20 protein-coding genes and 1 pseudogene are annotated in these 21,490 nt (G+C 60.8%); 7 read left to right on the forward strand and 14 right to left on the reverse strand.

From position 1 onward, the window contains the following. Positions 1 to 32 precede the first annotated feature (32 nt). Positions 33 to 578 (reverse strand): carboxymuconolactone decarboxylase family protein, encoded by a 546-nt coding sequence (locus tag BW33_RS14730; protein ID WP_047599763.1) that lies wholly within the window; start codon positions 576 to 578, stop codon positions 33 to 35. Positions 579 to 681: 103 nt separating this feature from the next. On the opposite strand from BW33_RS14730, the gene BW33_RS14735 reads away from it, so the two are divergent. The 3 genes from BW33_RS14735 (at position 682) to BW33_RS14745 (ending at position 3,785) form a co-directional block, all read left to right on the forward strand. After that, positions 682 to 1,593, forward strand: a complete 912-nt coding sequence (locus tag BW33_RS14735; protein ID WP_047599764.1) for an AraC family transcriptional regulator — start codon at positions 682 to 684, stop codon at positions 1,591 to 1,593. Between the two features lie 49 nt (positions 1,594 to 1,642). Then, positions 1,643 to 3,118, forward strand: a complete 1,476-nt coding sequence (locus BW33_RS14740; protein ID WP_047599765.1) for a hypothetical protein — start codon at positions 1,643 to 1,645, stop codon at positions 3,116 to 3,118. 205 nt (positions 3,119 to 3,323) lie between these two features. Next, on the forward strand, positions 3,324 to 3,785 hold the full coding sequence (locus tag BW33_RS14745) for a DUF3574 domain-containing protein (RefSeq protein ID WP_047599766.1): 462 nt from the start codon (positions 3,324 to 3,326) through the stop codon (positions 3,783 to 3,785). On the opposite strand, the gene BW33_RS14750 is transcribed toward BW33_RS14745, so the two are convergent. The 11 genes from BW33_RS14750 to BW33_RS14800 all read right to left on the reverse strand — a co-directional run bounded on the left by BW33_RS14750 (position 3,782) and on the right by BW33_RS14800 (position 17,017). Then, positions 3,782 to 5,146, reverse strand: a complete 1,365-nt coding sequence (locus BW33_RS14750) for an APC family permease (protein WP_047599767.1) — start codon at positions 5,144 to 5,146, stop codon at positions 3,782 to 3,784. The genes BW33_RS14745 and BW33_RS14750 overlap by 4 nt on opposite strands. 41 nt (positions 5,147 to 5,187) lie before the next feature. Further along, entirely contained in the window at positions 5,188 to 7,575 is a 2,388-nt protein-coding gene (locus tag BW33_RS14755) for a TonB-dependent receptor plug domain-containing protein (RefSeq protein ID WP_047599768.1), read from the reverse strand. A 538-nt stretch (positions 7,576 to 8,113) separates the two neighbouring features. Then, positions 8,114 to 8,779 carry a molybdopterin-dependent oxidoreductase gene (locus BW33_RS14760; protein WP_047599769.1) on the reverse strand — a complete coding sequence of 222 codons (666 nt, stop codon included), beginning with the start codon at positions 8,777 to 8,779 and terminating at the stop codon, positions 8,114 to 8,116. A 68-nt stretch (positions 8,780 to 8,847) separates the two neighbouring features. Further along, complete coding sequence (locus BW33_RS14765) at positions 8,848 to 9,903, reverse strand: substrate-binding domain-containing protein (RefSeq protein WP_047599770.1); 1,056 nt, start codon at positions 9,901 to 9,903, stop codon at positions 8,848 to 8,850. 31 nt (positions 9,904 to 9,934) lie between these two features. Then, entirely contained in the window at positions 9,935 to 10,960 is a 1,026-nt protein-coding gene (locus BW33_RS14770; RefSeq protein ID WP_047599771.1) for an ABC transporter permease, read from the reverse strand. Next, positions 10,953 to 12,503, reverse strand: a complete 1,551-nt coding sequence (locus BW33_RS14775; RefSeq protein ID WP_047599772.1) for a sugar ABC transporter ATP-binding protein — start codon at positions 12,501 to 12,503, stop codon at positions 10,953 to 10,955. The genes BW33_RS14770 and BW33_RS14775 overlap by 8 nt, the downstream gene beginning before the upstream one ends. An 8-nt stretch (positions 12,504 to 12,511) precedes the next feature. Further along, entirely contained in the window at positions 12,512 to 13,183 is a 672-nt protein-coding gene (locus tag BW33_RS29380) for a methionine ABC transporter permease (RefSeq protein ID WP_047599773.1), read from the reverse strand. Beyond that, positions 13,180 to 13,980 (reverse strand): methionine ABC transporter ATP-binding protein, encoded by an 801-nt coding sequence (locus BW33_RS14785; protein WP_152546128.1) that lies wholly within the window; start codon positions 13,978 to 13,980, stop codon positions 13,180 to 13,182. The genes BW33_RS29380 and BW33_RS14785 overlap by 4 nt, the downstream gene beginning before the upstream one ends. Continuing rightward, complete coding sequence (locus tag BW33_RS14790; protein WP_047599774.1) at positions 13,977 to 14,786, reverse strand: MetQ/NlpA family ABC transporter substrate-binding protein; 810 nt, start codon at positions 14,784 to 14,786, stop codon at positions 13,977 to 13,979. Before BW33_RS14790 ends, BW33_RS14785 begins: the two co-directional genes overlap by 4 nt. Positions 14,787 to 14,813: 27 nt before the next feature. After that, a complete protein-coding gene (locus BW33_RS14795) occupies positions 14,814 to 15,866 on the reverse strand; it encodes an isopenicillin N synthase family dioxygenase (protein ID WP_047599775.1) in 1,053 nt (350 codons plus the stop codon). A 215-nt stretch (positions 15,867 to 16,081) separates the two neighbouring features. Continuing rightward, positions 16,082 to 17,017, reverse strand: coding sequence for a Gfo/Idh/MocA family protein (locus BW33_RS14800; RefSeq protein WP_047599776.1), 936 nt, complete (start codon positions 17,015 to 17,017; stop codon positions 16,082 to 16,084). Positions 17,018 to 17,280: 263 nt separating this feature from the next. Here BW33_RS14800 and BW33_RS14805 point away from each other — a divergent pair, with 263 nt between their 5' ends. Together BW33_RS14805 and BW33_RS30225 are read left to right on the forward strand one after the other, a co-directional pair. Further along, complete coding sequence (locus BW33_RS14805; protein ID WP_047599777.1) at positions 17,281 to 17,544, forward strand: hypothetical protein; 264 nt, start codon at positions 17,281 to 17,283, stop codon at positions 17,542 to 17,544. Further along, positions 17,541 to 17,699, forward strand: a pseudogene (locus tag BW33_RS30225) (cell filamentation protein Fic); the annotation flags it as partial. The gene BW33_RS14805 and the pseudogene BW33_RS30225, both read left to right, overlap by 4 nt. A 316-nt stretch (positions 17,700 to 18,015) precedes the next feature. Here BW33_RS30225 and ycaC read toward each other — a convergent pair. Together ycaC and BW33_RS14815 are read right to left on the reverse strand one after the other, a co-directional pair. After that, on the reverse strand, positions 18,016 to 18,648 hold the full coding sequence (gene ycaC, locus BW33_RS14810) for an isochorismate family cysteine hydrolase YcaC (RefSeq protein WP_007966399.1): 633 nt from the start codon (positions 18,646 to 18,648) through the stop codon (positions 18,016 to 18,018). 159 nt (positions 18,649 to 18,807) lie between these two features. Next, positions 18,808 to 19,728, reverse strand: coding sequence for a universal stress protein (locus BW33_RS14815; RefSeq protein ID WP_047599778.1), 921 nt, complete (start codon positions 19,726 to 19,728; stop codon positions 18,808 to 18,810). Positions 19,729 to 19,989: 261 nt separating this feature from the next. Here BW33_RS14815 and fnr point away from each other — a divergent pair, with 261 nt between their 5' ends. Further along, positions 19,990 to 20,733 carry a fumarate/nitrate reduction transcriptional regulator Fnr gene (gene fnr, locus BW33_RS14820; RefSeq protein ID WP_047599779.1) on the forward strand — a complete coding sequence of 248 codons (744 nt, stop codon included), beginning with the start codon at positions 19,990 to 19,992 and terminating at the stop codon, positions 20,731 to 20,733. 155 nt (positions 20,734 to 20,888) lie between these two features. Next, positions 20,889 to 21,452, forward strand: coding sequence for a GNAT family N-acetyltransferase (locus BW33_RS14825; protein ID WP_047599780.1), 564 nt, complete (start codon positions 20,889 to 20,891; stop codon positions 21,450 to 21,452). Positions 21,453 to 21,490 lie beyond the last annotated feature (38 nt).

Genomic DNA, 21,490 nt, shown 5'->3' on the forward strand with positions numbered 1-21,490 from the left:
CCATAGACGATGCGGTCTGAAGCGCTGGCCGATTACGCGCGATACGGTGCCAGTTCGGGGTTGAGCGGCGTGTCGGCGAACACGTTGGCGAAGTTGCACAGGGTCGCCAGGCTGATGCCGAGGATCACTTCCAGCGCATTGCCTTCGGTGTAGCCGGCGGCCTTGAACTGGTTGAAGGTCTGATCGCTGACCTTGCCCCGGGTGGCAATCACTTCGCGGGCAAACGCGGCCAGGGTTTCCAGTTTTTCCACGGGCACAGTGGCTTTCTCACGCAGCGCACTGACCACTTCCGGCGGCAGTTTGGCCTTATTCAGCGCCACGGCGGTATGACCTGCGACACAGAAATCGCAACCATGGTTGGTGGCCGCAATCAGTTGCACCACTTCGCGCTCGGCGAGGCTGAGTTCGGACTTGCCATTGAGCGCCGATACCGTAACGTAGGTTTCCAGCGCGGCCGGGGCATTGGCCAGCACGGCCAGCAGGTTCGGAATGAATCCGGAGTTTTTCTGCGCATTTTCCAGAAACGGTCTGGCGGCTTCGGGAGCGCTTTGCACGGTGTGTAGAGTGACGCGCGACATGGAGTGAACTCCTGCTGTTGAGTGTCCGGCCAGTCTGTTGGTTATAAAAATTTCGATCCATATTCTAAAGTAGCGATTACTTGCTCCTGAGTGTTTCCATTAGATGATTTCGTCCAGCCCCCTGGTTGATTGGTTATTAGAAAGTCTCGAACTCGATGCCAGCCTGTTTCACGTCGGGCGCTATTGCGGTGGCTGGCATGCGAGTACGCACGGGCTGGCGCGCGCCAGTTTTCACTTGATCGTGCAGGGGCGTTGCTGGCTGCACATTGACGGGCAGGAACAGTCGATAGCGTTGAAAGCCGGAGATGCGGTGTTTCTGCTGCGGGATCTGGAGTACCGCCTCTCCAGCGCCGAAGAGCCGGCCCTCGCCCAGACGCTGCCGCGCATGGCCATGACCGCGCTCGACAGCCAGGCGCAGGACGGTGTCGGGCTGGTCTGCGGGTTCTTTCATTTCAAATCGGGATTGTCATCGCTGATCGTCGAAGGCCTGCCGGACTGGATCATCCTGCGCGCGGGCGATCCGTCTTCCAGCGCGGCGCGAGCCTTGTTCGAGTTGATCCTGCAAGAGTGCGAACGCCTGCCGGCGCCCTCCTCGGCGCTGCTCGAGCGCTTGAGTCATCTGCTGTTCCTGTACGTGTTGCGCCAACAGATGACCGACAACCAGCGCCTCGGCGGCCTCGTGGCTTTGGCGCGCAATCCGCAGTTCGCGCCGTTGCTGGACCAGTTGATCGAACAACCGCAATTGCCGTGGTCGCTAGAGAGCATGGCGGCGAGTATCGGCCTGTCGCGCTCGGCGTTTTTCAAACGCTTCAACGAACTGGCCGGGCAATCGCCGGGGCAAGTGCTGCTGGCTTTGCGCATTCGGCATGCCTGCCAGTTGCTGCGGGCCAATCACACGGTGGAACAGGTATGCGCGGCGGTGGGCTATCAGTCGATCGCCGCGTTTACCCGGGCGTTCGCCAAGTCGGTGGGGGTGCAACCGGGGGCTTATCGCAAGCAGCATGAGGGGCGCTGAGCGCCATGTTAATATGCCATCACTTTTTTCCTGATGGCGTGTCCCCCGCATGGATGCTTTGATTCGGCGTTTCAGTTATTTGTCGTTGCTCACCCTCGCCTTGACGCTTGGCGGCTGCCAAAGCCCTCCGAAGAAACAGACCGCGGCCGACCTTGACGCGATGGGCCGGGAAGAACTCACAGCCGCCCTGGCCCTTCGGCCGCAAGCAGATTCCATCGTGCGTGAGGGTGATTACGTCACTTATGCGGTGATGGAACTCGACGGCCGCAACATCCGCCATCTCGTGCGCTTTGAGGCTGACTGTCATTTGCCCGATGCACAAATGGCTCACATGACCACTGGCGGAATGCTGCAGTTCGCGGTTGATCGAAAAAGTGAAACGGCAGAGGGCAGACAAATGCCCGCCGCAGAGAAAAATCTATTTTTGCAGAGCGCCCAATTCAAGCAGGTGTGCGCCCAGACGCCCGTACCTCAATGGCGTGTTATTGCGGGATCGGAGCAGCAGGACTGGCAGTTGTTTGACCGCGCCAGCCTGATGCAAAAGGACGGCCAGATGTTGTTCTGGTCGGCCCGGGTTCCTGCAGCCGAGGGGCTGACGCCACGGGACAATGGCCTGTACTCGCAAGTACGGCAACGCTGGAGCGCTGATTGTGCTCAGCAACGATTGACGTCTCTGAGCACCTTCTACCTGGACAAGACCTACCACGTGATCGGCGGCGCGATGGTCCTGCAACCTGCCGCTTTGCAAAAACCGGACGCCGATGAGCGTCAGTTGCTGACGCTGGCTTGCGGTACTCGGCAGGCATTGGATCAATACAAGGTTTTCTCGGGGCGAGCGCAAACTGACTTTGTGTTGCCAGATCCGGAGCTACCCGCTTCTGTTGTGAAATCCATCGAGGCGTTGAAACTGCCAGCGCCGGAAAAGAGCATCGAGCATCTGCGCCTTTCCTACAAAAGTTTTAATGAGGCACGTGAACAAAAAATCGCAGAACAGTTGGAAATGTCGATTCTCAGGGACATGCGACGCAATCCTGGGCGTGACATTCGTTATCTGCCCTACGAGCCCGGCAAGCAATTGATGGAGCGCTACGATGGCAAAACGCGCCAATTGGTCAAAGTAAGTTTTCGTGGGCTGACTGAGTTGGTCAGCGTCGACTACAGCAACGACCATCACGGAATCAGGGTGAGAAAAAACGCCATCACCGATCTCAGATTCGAAGGTGACTGGACGCACATGCCGGTCGGCACCCACCTGGCCTATACGGTGCAACAGTCCTTCCCCCGACACAATAAAGCGCCTGAGCTGGTGGACTCCAGGTTTGAATGCCAAGTGGAATCGCAGAATCCTGCCAGTGAGTTTTATCCATCGTTGAGCGGCAGCGCCAAAGTCATCACCTGTGCACGTAAAGACAGGGGACAAGACAGCGCCACATACGCCTACCTGCAAACCTACGGATTGTTTGTTCAGGTCGACGCCGGGAGCAACGGGGGTTATGGTCAGTACAAGATCGATTTGGCGGAGTGAAGCGCCAGTAAAGCGAGAGTGTCACCGCTCCCACCGTGTTCGTGTCGGTCATCGAACTTTTGTTCGCAGTCGATATTGTGGGAGCCGGCCAGATTAACTTCTTATTCCATAATTCAAACAAAGAACATTTTTTAATCTTTTATCGCTATTAACCTCGGCCCTTATAATTGCGCGTCTGCACTTAACTCATAACAAGGGATATTCCATGCAAAGACGCCTGTTACTCGCTGCACTGTTTGTCGCTGTCGCCGGGTGCGCCAGTCCTCCTGCTGTTTCGGTGCACACCAAAGACCCTGCCAGTTCGACCCTGCAAGGCGATGCCACACGTCCAGCGCAGGCGCAGTGGATTCGCACCGAGCTGTACTTCTCGGTGGGCACGGTGGATGGCAAGGAAGGCGCCGTCAACCCGGCGCGCTGGCGCGCGTTTCTCGACAAGGAAGTGACGTCGCGGTTTCCCGACGGTTTCACCGTGTTCGATGCCTATGGGCAGTGGCGTGATCATGGGGCGAAGGAGCCGGAGCGGCTGAGCACCAAGGTGATCGTGATCCTGCACGAGAACAATCCGCAGAACGCCGGCAACATAGAGGCGATCCGGCTGGCTTACAAGCGCATTACCGGGGACTTGTCGGTGCTGCGCCTGTCGCAACCGGCCGACGTATCGTTCTAATCGCTGGTATGCGCGAGAGCTTGCCGAGGCGTCGACGCCAGGCGGCTCAATCCCGCCAGCAGCAGCGCGCCCACCAGTAACACGCCAATCCCCAGAAACGCGCCCCACCCCACCACCGTCACGCTCGAATAGAGCATGTACAGGCACAGCCCGAAAAACAGCAGCGGCACCAGCGGATACCACGGCACCCTCACCGGCCTCGGCACATCGGGAAAACGCTGCCGCAGAATGATCAGCGCCAGGCTGCTGAAGCTCAGAAACAACCAGTACACCGGGGTCAGGTACTCGACCATGGTGTTGAAGCCGCTCTGGGTGAAACTGCCGAACAGCACCAGCAACAATGCCACCGCGCCCTCCGCCAGCAAGGCCTTGCGCGGCACGCCGTCGCGTTCGTGCCACTCGCCGAAACGACGCAATTGCGGCACGTCGCGGGCGGCGGCATAGGTGGTGCGGGCGCCAACCAGCAAGGTCGAGTTGATGCTGGCGATGGCCGCGATGCCGACCATCAGCAGAATCAGCAGCACTCCCGGCGCACCGAATGCACGGTTCAACAGTTCCACCGCCGGTGCGTTGCTCGCCGCCAGTCCGTCGAATCCCAGGCCTCGCACAAACGCCCAGTTCAGCGCCAGATAAATCGCCATCAGCAGCGTCAGTGCACCGAGCATGGCGATGAATATTCCGCGTCGACCATCGCGCACTTCCGCCGACAAGGTCGCCGCATCGCTCCAGCCGCCGAACGCCAGAAACACGAAAATCATCGCTGCGGAAAACCCGGCCATACCGGTGTTTTCCGGCACAACCGAAACGCTCGCTGGCGCTGCTTCAATCCCCTGCCACGCCAGCCACACCCCGGCGCTGGCGATACTCAGAAAGCCCTGCGCCAACAAGCCCACCAGCAAGGTCTGAGTGATGAAACCGATGTGCTTGCCAGTGAGATTGAGCAGCACCAGCGCAGCGATGACTCCGCCAGCAAACAGCCCCGAGCCGTACCGACCGAGCGGCACCACGGCATTGACGTAATCGGCAAACATGAACGCAGACAAGGCGATCCAGCCGGTGTGCATCACCGAAAAACGTGACCAGGCGAACAGGAAACCCATGCGCTCGCCATAGGCCGTGCGCAGAAAGTGATAGTCGCCGCCCGGGTGCGGAAATGCTGTGGCCATTTCGGCAAAGCACAAGGCCCCGCTCATAGACGCGAGACCGCCGAGCACCCAGACCCAGTAGAAATATTCCGGCCCGACGTTCAGCGCTACGATCGGTGCGGTCTTGAGGATGTCGGTGGTGATCACCATGCCCAGCGTGATCAGCAACGCCTGCAGCACCGGCAGGTGACGCTTGGGGCCATTAGAGTGATTCATGCAGAGTCCCGCAGAAGATCCGCCATCCATGGCGAATCGGCTCAGAAGCCGTAAGTGGCGCTGGCGTAGTAGTAAGCGCCGTTGGTGCCGATCGGCGACAGCACGTCATACGGCAGGTTGCCGCCGTAATTGATCGTCGAGCCGGAGCGCTCCGGGTAGTTGTCGGTGAGGTTATTGCCGCCCAGGGCGACGCTGAATTTCGGGGTGAATTTGTAGGTCACCTCGGCGTCCAGTTGCCACACCGCGCCGTAGGTCTGCTCCGGTTGCGAGTCGCCGAAATCGAACACGCGAGTGGTCTCGCCCTGCCGGGTCAGACGCCCGAGCAGGCCCCAGTGTTCGCTGGCCCAGTTGGCGGAAAGCACGAAACGATCCTTGGGCGCGGCGTCGGTCAGGGTGTTGGTTTCTTCAACGCCAACCAGTGCATCGTTACCGATACCCAGCGCCGTCAGTTGCGAGGGTGTGCCTTTAGTGCTGGTGACTTTGGTGTGGTTGTAGGTGTACGCGGTAGTCAGGCCCAGTTGCCCTTCATACAGTGGCTGATGGTAGTTGAGCACCAGTTCGGCGCCGTGGGTGCTGGTGTCGGCGGCGTTGGTGAAGAAGTTGACGTCATGCACCCCGGCCACGCCGAAGTTGTCGTTGATGTATTGCTCCATAGCGTCGCTGCCGATGCGCTGCGACAGGGTGATGCGGTCCTTGACGTCGATGCGGAATACATCGAGCGAGGCGTCGAAGCGTTCGTTGAGCTGGAAGGTCAGACCGAGGCTGAAGTTCTTCGAGGTTTCCGGATCGAGCTTCTCGGCCCCCAACGCGCGGGCGATCGGGTCGTTGACCGAGAGCACGCGAATATCGGTGAGCGTGCCGCCTTCGCCGAAGTTGCTGGTGGTGTTCTGGAAACCGCTCTGCGCCAGCGACGGCGCGCGGAAGTTGTTCGACACCGCACCGCGCAACGCCCACTGCTCGGTCAGTTTGTAGCGACCGCTGAGCTTGCCGGTGAGTTTGCTGCCGGCATCGTCGTAATGTTCCCAACGCGTGGCAGCGTCGACGAAGAAACGCTCGGTGAGATCGCCCGACAACTCGGCGTAGGTAGCAAACACGTTGCGGTCCAGATCCGATTCTTCGCTGGGGCGCAGGCCGTTGGCGCCGTCAGCGCCGGAGCCGATGTAGGAGGCCTCGTCACCGGCGTAGGTCAGGTAGTTTTCGTAGCGGTATTCACCGCCCAGCGCCAGCACGAACGAGCGTCCGCCGAGGCGCAGTTCGCGGCTGAAATCGAGGTTGGTGGTGGTCTGGCGCAGCTCGTAATCGCCGGTGTCGAATTTCGTCGGCGAGTCCGCGCCGAGGCTGACGTTAAGGGTGCGGCGGGTGGAGCCGTCAAAGCGGTTGCGGCCATGGGTGACGCTGCTGTCAAAATCCCAGTCTTCGCCGATCATGCCCTTGAAGCCGGCGGTGGCGGAAATGTCCTTGTTGTCGCCCAGCGACTGCGGCAGGTAGCCGTTGGGGTAGAACTGCGGTTGCTCGTAGGGGTAGCGATAGAATTCGGCGCCGGTGGTGTGGCGCTGGTTGTAGGTGCCGAAGCTGTAGGCCTTGCCACCGGCCAGCGGCAGTTCGCTGTTGAACCACAGGTTGACGTCCCGCGCCAGGCCGTCGCCCATCACGTAGTTGCGCTGCTCGGGGGTATCGGCAAAGCCATCGAAACCGGCGCGGTTGGTCGGGTTACGGTTTTTGTATTCGGTGCCACCGCGAATGAACCCGCCCTCTTCGCCCAGGCGCGTGCCGATCTTGGCGGTGGTCACGCTGTTCTGGCCGTCGGTGGTGGTTCTGCCGATGGCGTCCTGATGGGTGTGAAACGCGCCATAGCTGGTGGACACTTCGCCGCCCTCGGGCGCGTCGTCGAGGATGATGTTGATCACCCCGGCAATCGCGTCGGAACCGTACTGCGCCCCGGCACCGTCGCGCAGCACTTCGATGTGTTTGATCGCGCTGATGGGGATCGAGTTGAAGTCCACCGGCGCCGTACCGCGACCGATTTTCGACGAGTCGTTGACCACCGCTGAAGTGTGACGGCGCTTGCCGTTGACCAGCACCAGCACCTGATCCGGGCTCATGCCGCGCAGCTGTGCGGCGCGCACATGGTCGGCACCACCGGAGTTGGACTGACGCGGCATGCTGAACGATGGCAGCAAGGTTTGCAGCGCCTGGCCCAGCTCACCGTCGGCCGCGCCGGTGGACTTGAGATCGGCGGCGGTCAACACGTCCACCGGCACTGGAGAATCGAGCACCGTGCGCGCAGTGCCACGGGTGCCGGTGACCAGCACGGTACCCAGCCGTGTGTCATCGTCAACGCGGGTGGAAGTGTCTTCGGCTTGCGCCGGAAGTTGCCAGATCGCACCGACAACTGCGATGGCCAGTAATGAACGGGAACGTTGATACATGGGACAGCTCCTTTATCGCAGCTAATACCCGGCCGTTGCCGACAATAAGGAGTCGGCAATCAATGCACGGCAATGTCTGCTGTAGTTTTAGAAAGCAGGAAGGTGGTGAAGGCTGTTTATCGTGATTCGTGAGTGAAGCGCAGGATCCCCAACGTTAGTTATTTCCCCTTGAACATCGATGCTAGACGGACGGAGGTTTGCCGTAAAAGAACCAATAACACTTAGGTTAGATCGGGCCGATTATTTGTTTTTAGAGCAACACAAGTGTTGCTGGACAAACACTTAAACCCTAACTAACACCCACTAATTCAAGATCAGCCAAAGATCTTTTGTAGGAGTGAGCCTGCTCGCGATAGCGGTGTATCAGCCACTGAAGAAGTTGAATGTCCTGGCCCCATCGCGAGCAGGCTCACTCCTACAGGTTGAGCGGGGTGAACGCAGACTTATCATCCACCACAGTTCCAATGTGGGAGCGAGCCTGCTCGCGAAGGCGATCGATCAGTCACTCGATACCTTGACTGCAAACAAGCGCAAAACCTTAGTCGAATTCCTTTTCCAGCCAGGCATCCTCGGCAATGTCCAGGGCCTGTGCACTAAAGCGTTGCTCCGCAAACGGATCGGCGTGCAGGTGAAAGCCGTTGCGCTCCCAGAAACCGGGTTGTTCTTCGTCGACAAACTCCAGACTGCGCAACCATTTGGCGCTCTTCCAGAAGTAGCGCCCGGCGATCACCAGCCGCAGCGGCCAGCCGTGCCGGGCGGTCAAGGGTTGGCCGGCGTAATGGGTGGCGAGCAGGCTGTCCGGGTGCAGCAGGTCGTCCAGCAACAGGTTGGTCTGGTAATCGTGATCGGCGTGGGCCATGACAAAACGTGAAGCGGGCTGGATCCCGAATTCGCCCAGCAGATCCTGCAGATGCACCCCGCTCCACTGCGTGTCGAACTTCGACCAGCGTGTCACGCAATGAATGTCACATTGCAACTCGCGCTGCGGCAACCTTTGCAGGTCGGCAAAACTCAACTCGACGACACGCCCGACCTTGCCGAACAGGCGCAGTGACCAGGTTGCCAATTCATACTCCGGCACCGTGCCTTCGTGGAGGATCGGGAAGCGCTCCGTCAACACCTGCCCCGGCGGCAAACGCTGACCGAACGCCGGGTCAGCCTTGGGTGCGCGGCTGTTGCGCAAGCGCATGGCTTTGTTGTGCATATTCACTCCCAAGCGCGTCAGGATGCCTGCCGCGCATACAGCGCCTCACCCGGTGATAACGGCTGCATTCAGTTCGCCACAGGAATCCACTCAGCCCGCGCCACGTTGGCGGTATCACCGAAGGCCGGAAGTTTCTGCGCCAGGTCGCGGATGTTTTTCACGTCCAGATCGAGCAACTGTTGGCGTGTGATCAGGGTCGGTGGCACCAACACCTGATGTCCCGGATTTTCGCCGGCAATCAACATCGCCAGACTGCGCACGCTGATCGCCCCCGCCACTTGCGGATTGACCGCGGCGGTCGCCGCCCAGGCGCTGTCAGGTTCTTTCATGATCTGAATGTCGGCGGTGGAGATGTCGGCGCTGTAGATCTTCACCTTGCGCCCCAGACCGGCCTCGTCGACGGCGATCTTCGCGCCTTTGGCAAACTCGTCGAATGGCGCGAAGATCACGCTGATATCCGGATTGGCGCGCAACACCGCGCTGGCCTGATCCGCCACCGAGTTGGCAATCGGCGGATTGAGCGTGCCGAAACGCGCCTTTTCGATGATGCCCGGATTGGCCTGTTTCACCTGACTCCAGATCTCGTCGCGGCGCTCCATCGGCGTGAAGCCGCTGATGTACACGTAACCGGCATCGAACCGCGTGCCGTTGTCCTTCACCGCCTGATCCAGCGCCAGGCGCGCCAGTGCATGGTGATCCTGCTCGACTTGGGTCACTTGTGGACTATTCAGGTCAACGTCGAACGCCACCACCTTGATGCCTTTGGCGATCGCCCGGTCAATCGGTCCCTTGAGGGTTTCCGCCAGGCCCAGCTGCACGATGATCCCGTCGACGCCGAGGTCGATCGCCTGATCAATCATCTCGCCCTGACTCGCCGCCTGCTGCCGCGCATCGAACACCCGCAGATTGGCCCCCAGCGCCTCGGTCTGTTTCTCCACGCCGCGCAGATACGCCTCGGGAAAGTCCCCGGAAAACAGATAGCCGACCAGCGCGATCTGCACCTGACCTTTATCGAACGGCGCCGGAGCACCTGGCAATGCCTTGGCCTGAGCACTCAAAGCCAATGCCGAGAGCACCGCGCCGGCGAGGCAATGGCATGCGAACTGCTTGATTGAACCGTGCATACATCTTCCTTGCAGCGACAAATGAACCGGCTCAGCGCGCCCGATGCGCGAGGCCGAAGGTGAACATCAGGGCCAGCACCAGCACCAGTCCCTTGACGAAATCCTGCGCGTAGTACGGCGCGTTGAGCATGGTCAGACCGTTGAGCAGCGACGCCACCAACAGTGCGCCGACCAACGTGCCGAAGGCATTGGGCTTCTTCGCCCCGAGCACGGCAAAACCGATCAGCGCCGCACCGAGAGCATCCAGCACCAGACCATTGCCGGAGCTGACATCACCCCGGCCCAGGCGCGCCGCCAACAGCAATCCGCCAAGCGAAGCGAGCAATGCCGACAGCACGTAAGCGAGCAACTTGAAGCGCTTTACCGGCGCGCCTGCCAGTCGCGCCGCCTGCTCGTTGCCGCCGATCGCATAGAACAATCGGCCGATGCGCGTGTGCTCGAGAAACAGCCACACCGCCAGCGCCACCAGCGCGGTGATCAACACCGGAACCGGCACCACCTCCCACAAGCGGCCGCGGCCGAGGGCAAGAAACGCCGCACTGAAGGTTCCTTCGGTTTCCACGCCACTGGGCAAGGTCATGCCCACCGCAATCGAGCGTCCGCCCGTGGGAATCAGTTGCACGCCGATCACCAGAAACATGCTGCCCAGCGTCGCGAGAATGTCCGGCACCCGCAGCTTGACGATCAGCCAGCCATTGAGCAGCCCGACCAGTGCGCCACCGGCCAGACTGATCAGCACCGCCGGCACCGCGCCCCAGCCGAGCACCACCATCACGTAACTGGCGATCATCAGGCTCATCGCCGCCACCGCCCCAATCGACAGATCAAGTCCGCCGACGGCCATGGTCAGGGTCACTCCGAGGGCCAGCAGCGCGACAATCGACACCGACTGCAAGATGCTGAACAGATTGCCGACGCGCCAAAACGCCGGCTCGGCGACGCTGAAAAACACCACGATCAGCGCCAGCAGCCACAACAGGCCGTAGCGGATCAGCGCTTGCAGCAGGCGCTCGGCGGGTGGCGTAGCGGACGACAACAATGAACTCGAATCAGGCACTCGCTCTGCTCCTTGGCGTGGCATGAAAGGGATTTTCGCTAGCGTCGCTGCCGGCCAGCGCGGCGACCAGGGTCGCGCGCTCAAGACCGGCACGCGGGTATTCGACGACCACCGCGTGATCGCGCACCAACAGAATGCGGTCGGCGATTTCCAGGGCTTCATCGACATCGGCGCAGATCACCAGGGTCGCGCGGCCGCCGGCACTGTCGCGCAGCAACTGGCCGATCTCGCGACGGGCGCGCACGTCGACGCCCTGAAACGGCTCGTCGAGGATCAACACCCGTCCGTCCCCGAGCAGCCAGCGGCCAAGCACAACTTTCTGTTGATTGCCGCCGGACAGCGCGCTCATCGGCACCTCGATGCCGGCGGTCTTGATCCCCAGCGCCGCGACTTGCGCCTCGACTGCTGCGGCTTCGGCGCGGTTGCGAATGAAACCGGCACGGGTGAAACGCTGCAGAAACGGCAACGTCAGGGTGCGGCGCAGGGAGAAATCCGGCACCAGCGACTGACTGGCGCGATCCTCCGCTGCGAGAAACACGCCGCTGCGAATCGCCGCCCTTGGCGAACCCGGCAGCCAGTCCACGCCATCCAGTTGCAGGCTGCCGGCCACCGCTTTGCGCAAGCCGAACAGCACTTCGGCAATCTCGCTTTTGCCGGCGCCGAGCAGCCCGGTCAGCACCACCACTTCGCCTTGGTGCAGGTTGAAATCGAAACGCCTGGAGCGTGGCAAAATCTGCAAACCTCGCGCACCCAATACCTTTTGCCCCACGCTGCCGGGCGTGTAGACATGCCCGTCCAGCGCCTGCCCGAGCATGGCGTGCACCGCTTCCGGCAACTGCCGCGCACTGAATTCCCCGGCCAGTCGCCCATCGCGCAGGACAATGGCGCGATCAGCCACCCTTTGCAGATCGGACAAGCGATGGGAGATGTACAGAATTGCCACGCCACGGCTGCGCAGGGTGTCGATCAGGCCGAACAGCCGTTGCGCCTCGGCATCCGACAAGGCGGCGGTCGGCTCATCGAGAATCAGCAGGCGCGGCTGCAAGGCAAACGCCCGCGCCAGCACCACCAACTGCCGTTCGGCCTGGCCCAGGTGTTCAATCGGCTGCTCCAGCGGCAACACCAGACCCAGCCCGGCGGCGATACTCGCGGCGCGTTCCAGCAAGCGTTGGCGATTGAGCCAGAAGTCCGCGTCGGGCTTGCACAACTCATCGAGCAGCAGGTTTTCCGCCACGCTCAATCCGGGCGCAATGCCCTCGTTGATCTGCTGATGCACCGCGACAATCCCGACCCGACGAGCCGACAGCGGCGAACTGAATTGCCGGGGCTGGCCGTCGATGTAAATCTCGCCGCTATCGGCGCACTGGCTGCCGGCGAGAATTTTCACCAGCGTCGATTTGCCGGCACCGTTGGCACCGAGTAACGCCATCACTTCGGCGGGATGAATCTGCAGGCTGACGCGATCCAGTGCGCGGTTCGAGCCGAAGGTCTTGCTCAGTTCACGCACCTGAATCAGCGGCGCGCGGGCCACGACGACACTCATAAGATTCCTTAACGCCGATGGGCCAGCGAGCGCACCAGCCGGTCGCCCAGGCTCTGCACGCCCTGCACCAGAATGACCAGCACCACCACGGTGGCGACCATCACTTCATTGTTGAAACGCTGATAGCCATAACGGATCGCCAGATCGCCGAGGCCGCCACCGCCAATCACCCCGGCCATGGAAGAAAAACCGATGAGCATCACCAGCGTCAGGGTGATCCCCGCCAGTAGTGCCGGCAGCGCTTCGGGCAACAGCACTTTGAAAATCACATGACGGATATCGCCGCCCATGGCGAGGATCGCTTCGATCCGGCCCTTGTCGACTTCATCCAGCGCGTTCTCGACGATTCGCGCAAAAAACGGAAACGCGCCAATGGTGATCGGCACCACCGCAGCGGTGCTGCCCAGCGTCGTACCAACCAGCAGACGGGTCAGCGGAATCAGTGCAATCAACATCACCACAAACGGCAGCGAGCGCCCCAGATTGACCAGCGAACCCAACGCGGCATTGAGCCGAGGCAGCGGCCACAGTCCGTCGCGCCGACTGACAAACAGCAACACCCCGAGCGGCAAGCCGATCAGCAGCGTGAACAGCCCGGCGAGCAAGACCATGTACAAGGTTTCGCCAGTGGCGTTGAACAGCAGTTGCAGGATTTCATCCCAATTGATCGTGCGGTTCATGAGTGGGCCGCCCGCACGCCGTATTGCTTGAGGAAGCTGAGCCCGGGGATGTCGTGGCCCAGCGGCAGACCGCAGGTCGGACGCAACGAAGTGCCGAGACTCGATTGCGGATCAGCGAGCAAACGCGGCACCGGGCCGGACTCGACCAGGCGCCCGTCAGCCATGTACGCCGCGTGATCGCAGATCGACTTGACCACGTCCAGCTCATGGGTGATCAGCACAATGGTCACGCCCAGTTGCCGGTTGATATCGCGCAGCAGGTCAAGAATTGATGCGGTGGTTTCCGGGTCCAGCGCACTGGTGGCTTCGTCCGACAGCAGATACGCCGGCTCGGCGGCCAGGGCGCGGGCAATCCCCACCCGCTGTTTTTGCCCGCCGGACAACTGCGAGGGAAAGGCTTGCGCCTTGTCCGTCAAACCGACCAGTTCCAGCAGCTCGCGCACCCGCACATGACGCCACGGTTTGCCAACGTTGGCGATTTCCAGCGGCACGGCGATGTTGTCGAAGACGGTGCGCGAATGCAGCAGATTGAAACCCTGGAAAATCATGCCGATGCGCTGCCGCTGGCGACGCAGGTCGCTGGGCGTCAAGGTCAGCAGGTCCACGCCGTCGATGAGAATTTGCCCGCTGTCGGGGCGTTCGAGCAGATTGAGACAGCGCAACAGGGTCGACTTGCCTGCCCCGCTCCGCCCGAGGACGCCGTAGATCGCGCCGTCGGGAATACTCAGCGTCACCTGATCCAGTGCCGGTGCCGGCGCCGAAGGGTAGGACTTGCTCAACTGCTCGACGACGATCATGGCTTGGCTTCCTCCACCGGAATCACCGAACCCTTGAAGTTATCGGTGATGTACTTCGCCACTTGCGGCGAGGTCAGGTCTTTGGCCAGTTGCGCGATGCGCGGATCGTTCTGCAGCTTCGGCGTGGTCACCAGAATGTTGGCGTACGGATTGTGCTCGGCCTTCTCCAGCCCCAGCGCATCCTGGGCCGGCACCAGTCCGGCTTCCAGCGCGTAGTTGCCGTTGATCACCGCAAGGTCGACATCGTCCAGCGCCCGAGGGATTTGCGGCGATTCGATTTCAAGGATCTTCAGCTGTTTCGGGTTCTCGGCGATGTCCTTGGGTGTGGCCTGATCGGCTGCCGGATCCTTGAAGCCGGGCTTGAGTTTGATCAACCCGTTGTCCTGCAACAGGTACAGCGCACGGCTCAGGTTGGTGACGTTGTTGGGAACCGCCACCGTGCCTTTTTCCGGCACATCGGCGAAGCTTTTGTGTCGGCGCGAATAGATGCCCAACGGCTCGATATGCACCGTAGCGGCCACCGCGAGTGTCTGCCCCAGCGCTTGTTCCTGGGATTTCAGGTACGGCAGATGCTGGAAGTAATTGGCATCGACATCGCCATGCACCAACAGCTCGTTGGAGTTCACGCCGTTGGGAATCTCGATGACCTTGAGCTTGAGTTGCGGATCGATTTTCTGGATGTACGCGAGAATCTGCGCGTGGGGCACCGGGTCGGCAGCCACCCGCAACGGCTCGAGCGCCTGAGCGCCGAACGAAGTCACCAGCGCGCCGAGCACGGCCAGGGTCAAACCTGCTTTTTTCAACATGAGCGGAGTCCTTGAGCGAGTGATGAATCAGGCGTTGGCGGTTTTACGAGCCGGTACGGCGGGAATCAGCGCGTCGGCATAGAAGCGCCGGGCGACGTCGGGGTGCGAACGCAACCGGCCCTTGAGGTAGTTCCAGCCGACATCGCGAAACAGCGGATTGAGCGGATCACTCGCCGGGCCACGCGCTTCGCGCAGCAGCCCGGTGGGCAACGGATACAGCGGCACCACGGCATCAAGTTGCGCGCCGAGGAAGAAGGCGATGGACAAGCGTTCGCTGCCTTCCGGCGGCGATATCACCCGATGCACCGTGGCGCGCAGATAACCGTTGGTGGCCAGCTCCAGCAGTTCGCCGATGTTCACCACCAGCGTGTTGTCGCGGGGCAGCGCATCGATCCAGCGCCCCTCCTCGACTTCCACTTGCAACCCGGCCTGCTGGTCTTGCAGCAGAAAGCTCAGGAACCCGGAATCCTTGTGCGCGCCGACGCCCTGCTGACTCGCGCTGGCGGCCTGGCCTGGATAGCGCATCAACTTGATGTGTTCGTTGGGCTTGTCGCCGTACAACTGATCGAACGCGTCCGCCCGCAGCGACAGAGCCTGGGCGAAGGCGCGCAGCAGGCGCAACGACATGCGCGTCATCGCCTGTTGCCATTCGAGCAATAGCGGTTTGAGCTCTGGCAGTGCCGCCGGCCATTGGTTGGGGCCCTGCAAGCGCGCCCACAACGGACTGCCCGCGTCCAGCGGCAACGCTTCGCGCTCGGCCCCGAGATCGAACTGCTCACGCCAGTCGGGTTGACCGCGGGTGATCTCGGAAGCAGCACGGTTGTAACCGCGAAAATGCGGCGAATTGATCATGCCGACGGCGGTCTTTTCCTGTTCGGACAAGGCGAAGAACTGCCGGGCATGATTCTGCACCTGCTTGAGCAGGTCGCTGTCGATGCCATGGCCGGTGAGATAGAAAAAGCCGACGTCACGCGCGGCGTGACGCAGGTTTTCAAGAAATTCATAACGCTGTTGCGCGGTGCCTTCGAACAACGAAAGATCCAGCGTCGGCAGCGCGGTGATATCCAGGGTATGCGGCATGATTCACTCCCGTGTGAACCAAACCTGAAGAGCCTTTGATCGATTCAGCGTGTGCCGTCATGGCAATCGGGGGTCTATCGGTTTGATGCGTTTGATTCGTCGTGAGACAAAACTAAACGATCTTAAAAACCACGAACAAATACCCTTTTTGCATTAGCTTAGGCCTGACGCTCAGGTTTGCAGTCATCGCGCAACAGCTATCCCGCCTCAACTGATCAACGTGCCGGATCATAAAACGGTTCGACTGCCACCCGGCTGCCGACAAAGAAGCTGTCAGCCACCAGCCGCAGTGGCTGCAAATCCACGTCGCTGGCCCGATCGCCAATCAGTTGCCGGAAGTGTCGATACACCGCCGTGTACTCGCCCTCCTCCGACACCGCTTGGCGCACGCCGTCGATGCTCAGCAGCGCCCCGCCGTTGTCCAGGCGCAGCACTCCTTCGGCGCAGCGAATCTCGATGCTCCAGAGTTCGTCGTGACCGTGGTCGAAATCGAACTCGGCCTGCACGTCGAGCCTGTGCACATCGGACATCTTGATCGACGCGGCAATCGGCGACTGGCAGTTGTCCGGTACGCGCAGTTCGGCGGACTTCACAAACAGGGGCTGCGTCAGCAAATAGGTGACGATCGACAAAGCATTGATGCCCGGATCGAAAACGCCCAGACCACCGGGTTGCCAGATCCACGTCTGACCGGGATGCCATTTGCGCACGTCTTCCTTCCAGTCGATCTGCACGCTTTGCAGCGTGCGGCTGGCGAGCCAGTCGCGGGCCGCTTCAATGCCGGGGGCGTAGCGCGAATGCCAGGCGAACAACGCACTGACACCCTGTTGCTGCGCCTGACTGACCAGGGCCAGCGCCTCGCCCAGCGTGGCGCACGGCGGTTTTTCCACCAACACATGTTTGCCGGCGGCCAGCGCCTGCTGTACCAGCGCGAATCGACCTTGCGGCGGCGTACAAAACGCAATCGCATCCACCTCGGGGCCGTGTTCCAGCAACTCGCTCAACGAGTGAAAGTTCTCCACCCCGGCACAGGGTTTACCTTGCGTGGCGACCGCCACCAGACGAAATCCGGGATCGGCCTTGATCGCCGGAACATGTTGATCCTGGGCAATCTTGCCGTAGCCCACCAGACCGAGACGGATCGGTTGCATCAGTGACTCCTGTTTTTGTCTTGTTGTCGTCAGCGAGTGCGCAGATTAGCCGCAAACGCCACGGAAAACCCAGCTGAGTCTGATCAAAAAACCGCAGAAGCCAGCGCTCACTTCATCGCGCCGGGTAACGTGCGTCAATGCAGCGGCGCAAACGAATAAAGCCTGCTTTCTGTACGTACCTTCTCAGGTCGCCGAACATTAGCTGGCATGCTCCCGGAAACGACGCCTTGCTATGTTCCGAGAGAGAAAACGAGGGGTTCCAAATGACCAGATCAGCCACTGAGAGCGTCGCGACTGAAGTTCGCGTGCTCGCCAAAGCCCACAAGGTTACCGCCGACGGTGACAACCTCAGTTGCATGGCGGTGACCATTACGCGCCTGGCCGGCGATGTCGTGGAACTGGATGGTGTTGAGCAACTGTTCGTCAACCTGAAAAGAAAAGGCGTTCTGAGCAAGACAGAAATCATGGCCCTGCAAGGCCGCTACCTGCAGGAAAAAAGGCGTTGCAAAAAGCAACTCAGCGCATGAGTTTCGACCCCCTCGGCGATTTTGAGACTGAAGGCTATCTTCAAAACTCGCTCAAACTCAAAGATCCCACTGAAGACTAAGAGTCCGAGCACCTCTCATTTGAAGCCAGTATTGACGACGCTCTCGCCTATCTCGCCAAGAAAAAGCCCATTGAGTGAGCATCAGTTGTAAAGCCCTCCCTCCCTCCCTCCCTGCGAATCCTCATCACGTTTGAGTTGGGCCGCGCGCCTGCAGGCTGACAACGGAAAAAAAGCCTGCTTTTCAGGGCTAATGCTGCTCACTTAAGAAATTCTGCGTTCAATTGAAACCCGTGGCGAGGGAGCTTGCTCCCGCTGGGCTGCGTAGCAGCCCCTCTTTTGGGGCCGCTTCGCGACCCAGCGGGAGCAAGCTCCCTCGCCACAGTCACAATGTCGGGCTTAAGTGAACAGCATTAGCTTTTCAGGGCAGGCTTTCACGGTCACAACACCGCAGTCACTTCTGCTGCGCGGTCAACGCCGAGTAACTGTTCATCAGGTTCCGGTAGTTCGGAATCCGCTGCGACAGCAGATTGCCCAACCCTTCGATGTCGTTGCGCCAGTCGCGGTGCAGCTCACAGGCGACCGAGAACCAGTTCATCATTTGTGCGCCGGCCTGGGTCATGCGGCTCCACGCGGCTTGCTGGACGGTGGTGTTGAAGGTGCCGGAGGCGTCGGTGACGACGAAGACATCGAAGCCTTCGGCCAGTGCCGACAGGGTCGGGAAAGCGACGCAGACGTCGGTCACGACACCGGCGATGATGATCTGCTTGCGACCGGTGGCCTTGATCGCCTTGACGAAGTCTTCGTTGTCCCAGGCGTTGATCTGGCCTGGACGGGCGATGTACGGCGCGTCCGGGAACATTTCCTTCAGCTCCGGGACCAGCGGGCCGTTGGGGCCTTGTTCGAAACTGGTGGTGAGGATGGTCGGCAGGTTGAAGAATTTCGCCAGGTCGGCCAGCGCCAGGACGTTGTTCTTGAACTCGTTCGGCGAGAAGTCCTGAACCAGAGAAATCAGACCGGTCTGGTGGTCGACCAGCAGGACTACGGCGTCGTCTTTGTTCAGGCGGTTGTAGGTTGCAGTGCTCATGTTTGAATCCCTTTTCTAGGTTGAGGTAGTTGGCGTTGCGTTGAACATGGGCACAGATTACTGACACAACCGGAACCGATAAATCGGTTGAAAAGCGTTTCACTGTCAACTCATAACGGACAATCCTGGCGACACAACACAGGCTTGCCAGCCTCCGACTCAATGCGGCTGGAGAATTGGTTTGGCGATCATCAAACTGCATGGCGCCCGGTTCAGGACGCTCTCGACGGTTGCGCCGATATAGCCGTTGCGGCCTTGCGGGTAGGCGGTACCGAGCACCAGCATGTCGAACGCGTTCTGGCGGGCGAACTGCTCGATCATCTTGTGTGGTATCCCGGTCACCTGGTGTCGACGTTGCCTCTCGATGGCGTAACGCTCGGCCAGAGCCTCAAAAGCCTCTTGCTGGGTGTCGTTGATCGCCTCGCACAAGCTGTGATCCAGACTCGGAGTCGGCACGCTCATCGCCGCATCGCCCAGCACCGACCAGTGGCTGACATTGAGCACATGCAGGGCCGCGCCACAGGCGTTTGCCAGCGTTGCGGCCAGTTCGAGAATGCGCTGGTTAAGGCCTTGGGTCAGATCCTCCAGATGCGACAGATCGACGGCGGCGAGAATGTTCAGCGGCAGTGGATGACGGGCTTCGGTGACCAGATGCACCGGGGCCGGACAGTTGCGCAGCAACAGCCAGTCCAGCGGTCGATGGAATGCCCGATTCAGCGCCGGCACATGATGGGTATCCTTGATCACCAGATCGGCCCGATAGTCGTTGATGTAATCCAGCATGTGCGTCGGCGTGGCCTTGGCCCAGACCACTTCGCTGCTGACCCGCACGCCGCTGCCCGCCAGGAACCGCGCCTGTTGCTCCAGCCAGTGCCGGTGCATCAGCAAATAGCCCTCGCGCGCCTGGGCCATCGCTTCAAGGTCAAACAGACCGGCCACCGCCAGCGCCGGCACGGAATCGAACCCCACCATGTGCAGCGCCGCACCGGTTGCCTGGGCCAGGGCAACCGCACGATCGAAAGCCGGGGTGCGGGTCATTTCGCTGGGGGCAATCAATAACATTCGTTCGATTCTGAGCATACGAACCTCGTCCTGGCAGTGCGGTACTGGCGCGAGGGCCAGCCTGACATCCCTGTCGATCGGGTATCGACGACTTGCTCGGCCAGTATCCGGCGCCGCCCCTTGAGTTCTCTGATTTTTATCAAGCAATCGCCGAACTGCGGCAGCCCGCGCCGCAGAGTGTGTCCGTTCGTCGCTTGGCGCTGCCGGGACATGAATGAGATCGGTGTCCGGGTGGGTAACACCTATGCTTAACCCACCCCCGCCAGCGTGATTTCCCCCATGTCAGAAGCACCTGTTCTCCAGGCGCAGCACTTCAAGACTGCCTGCTCCAACTGCAGCGTGCTGGAGTTGTGTCTGCCGATCGGCATGAACGGTGCGGAAGTCGCGCGGCTGGATACGCTGATCGTGCAACGGGTCAAGGTCAAAAAGGGTGCCGCGCTGTACCGCACCGGCGATCCGCTGCGCTCGTTGTATGCCGTGCGAATTGGCTCGTTCAAGACCAGCATGCTGTCGGTGGATGGCCGTGAGCAGGTCACCGGTTTTCACATCCCCGGCGAAATGCTCGGGCTGGACGCCATCAGCGCCGACGAGCATGCCTGCAACGCCTTTGCCCTGGAGGACAGCGAGGTCTGCCCGATCCACTTTGCACAGCTGGAAAAGCTCGCGCAAAGCCTGCCGTCGCTGCAGCACAACCTCAACCGGTTGCTGAGCCGGGAAATCGTGCGCGACCACAGCATGCTGATGCTGATGGGCAACATGAACTCGGATGAGCGGCTGGCGGCGTTTCTGCTCAACCTGTCGCAACGCTTGAGCCTGCGCGGTTACTCGGCAAAGGATTTCGTACTGAAAATGCGCCGTGAGGAAATCGGCTCCTACCTGGGGCTGCGCCTGGAAACCATCTGCCGGGGTATCGCCCACCTGCGGGATCAGGAGCTGGTGGAAATCAGCGGCCGCGACGTGCGGATCCAGAACATGGACGGCCTCAAGCAATTGGTTGCCGGCTGCCACCGCTCGCCGCGCTGAGCCAACTCCCCCCCTGCCCGAACACCTCAATTGGCGACACCATCGCGTGCGTCTGATCCAGATCAGATCCAGCCACCGGTAACCGCGTAGAAAAGGAGTGAAAGAACGGTGCGCCTTCGCGCGCCAGCCTTTCCAACCGGATGGAGGATTACCCCATGCTTACTGTCAAAGATCACAACGATCGGGCCGTGGCCGCCTACGCCGCAGTCTCCGGGCAATACTGGATTGAGGCCGTCAAGGATGGGCGTCATGTGTTGATCCGTCCGTTGGCGGAAAAGGACCGCGAGCGTGAATACGCTTTCATCAAGCGCCTGTCGCCCGAGTCCAGGCACATGCGCTTTCTGGCGCAGATCAGCGAACCCGGCACGGCCCTGCTCGACCAACTGATGGACACCGATAACCGGCAGCGCACGGCGTTCATCGCCCTGGTGCATGAAAATGGCCAGCTGATCGAAATCGGCATCAGTCGTTATGCCGCCACCGGCGAGCATGAATGCGAATGCGCCGTCACCGTTGCCAATGAATGGCAACATTTGGGCCTGGGGACGCTGTTGATGGAGCATCTGATCAAGGCTGCGCGCAAGAACGGTTTTCACCAGATGTATTCGGTGGACTCCGCCAGCAACGAAGCGATGCGTGAACTGGCGCGGAACATGAACTTCGAAACCCATCACGATCCTGACGACAGCCGTCAGGTCATACACCGTCTTCAGCTGTAAAAAATCGCCCGGTGCCGAGTCTGCAAACGACTCGCCAC

Source organism: Pseudomonas sp. RIT288 (assembly GCF_000631985.1).
Taxonomy (GTDB): domain Bacteria; phylum Pseudomonadota; class Gammaproteobacteria; order Pseudomonadales; family Pseudomonadaceae; genus Aquipseudomonas.

What these genes read in the sequence shown, in the direction of transcription:
- BW33_RS14730 (WP_047599763.1), bottom strand. Translation starts at nt 578, where the DNA reads ATGTCGCGCGTCACTCTACACACCGTGCAAAGCGCTCCCGAAGCCGCC.
- BW33_RS14735 (WP_047599764.1), top strand. Translation starts at nt 682, where the DNA reads ATGATTTCGTCCAGCCCCCTGGTTGATTGGTTATTAGAAAGTCTCGAA.
- BW33_RS14740 (WP_047599765.1), top strand. Translation starts at nt 1,643, where the DNA reads ATGGATGCTTTGATTCGGCGTTTCAGTTATTTGTCGTTGCTCACCCTC.
- BW33_RS14745 (WP_047599766.1), top strand. Translation starts at nt 3,324, where the DNA reads ATGCAAAGACGCCTGTTACTCGCTGCACTGTTTGTCGCTGTCGCCGGG.
- BW33_RS14750 (WP_047599767.1), bottom strand. Translation starts at nt 5,146, where the DNA reads ATGAATCACTCTAATGGCCCCAAGCGTCACCTGCCGGTGCTGCAGGCG.
- BW33_RS14755 (WP_047599768.1), bottom strand. Translation starts at nt 7,575, where the DNA reads ATGTATCAACGTTCCCGTTCATTACTGGCCATCGCAGTTGTCGGTGCG.
- BW33_RS14760 (WP_047599769.1), bottom strand. Translation starts at nt 8,779, where the DNA reads ATGCACAACAAAGCCATGCGCTTGCGCAACAGCCGCGCACCCAAGGCT.
- BW33_RS14765 (WP_047599770.1), bottom strand. Translation starts at nt 9,903, where the DNA reads ATGCACGGTTCAATCAAGCAGTTCGCATGCCATTGCCTCGCCGGCGCG.
- BW33_RS14775 (WP_047599772.1), bottom strand. Translation starts at nt 12,503, where the DNA reads ATGAGTGTCGTCGTGGCCCGCGCGCCGCTGATTCAGGTGCGTGAACTG.
- BW33_RS29380 (WP_047599773.1), bottom strand. Translation starts at nt 13,183, where the DNA reads ATGAACCGCACGATCAATTGGGATGAAATCCTGCAACTGCTGTTCAAC.
- BW33_RS14785 (WP_152546128.1), bottom strand. Translation starts at nt 13,980, where the DNA reads ATGATCGTCGTCGAGCAGTTGAGCAAGTCCTACCCTTCGGCGCCGGCA.
- BW33_RS14790 (WP_047599774.1), bottom strand. Translation starts at nt 14,786, where the DNA reads ATGTTGAAAAAAGCAGGTTTGACCCTGGCCGTGCTCGGCGCGCTGGTG.
- BW33_RS14795 (WP_047599775.1), bottom strand. Translation starts at nt 15,866, where the DNA reads ATGCCGCATACCCTGGATATCACCGCGCTGCCGACGCTGGATCTTTCG.
- BW33_RS14800 (WP_047599776.1), bottom strand. Translation starts at nt 17,017, where the DNA reads ATGCAACCGATCCGTCTCGGTCTGGTGGGCTACGGCAAGATTGCCCAG.
- BW33_RS14805 (WP_047599777.1), top strand. Translation starts at nt 17,281, where the DNA reads ATGACCAGATCAGCCACTGAGAGCGTCGCGACTGAAGTTCGCGTGCTC.
- ycaC (WP_007966399.1), bottom strand. Translation starts at nt 18,648, where the DNA reads ATGAGCACTGCAACCTACAACCGCCTGAACAAAGACGACGCCGTAGTC.
- BW33_RS14815 (WP_047599778.1), bottom strand. Translation starts at nt 19,728, where the DNA reads ATGCTCAGAATCGAACGAATGTTATTGATTGCCCCCAGCGAAATGACC.
- fnr (WP_047599779.1), top strand. Translation starts at nt 19,990, where the DNA reads ATGTCAGAAGCACCTGTTCTCCAGGCGCAGCACTTCAAGACTGCCTGC.
- BW33_RS14825 (WP_047599780.1), top strand. Translation starts at nt 20,889, where the DNA reads ATGCTTACTGTCAAAGATCACAACGATCGGGCCGTGGCCGCCTACGCC.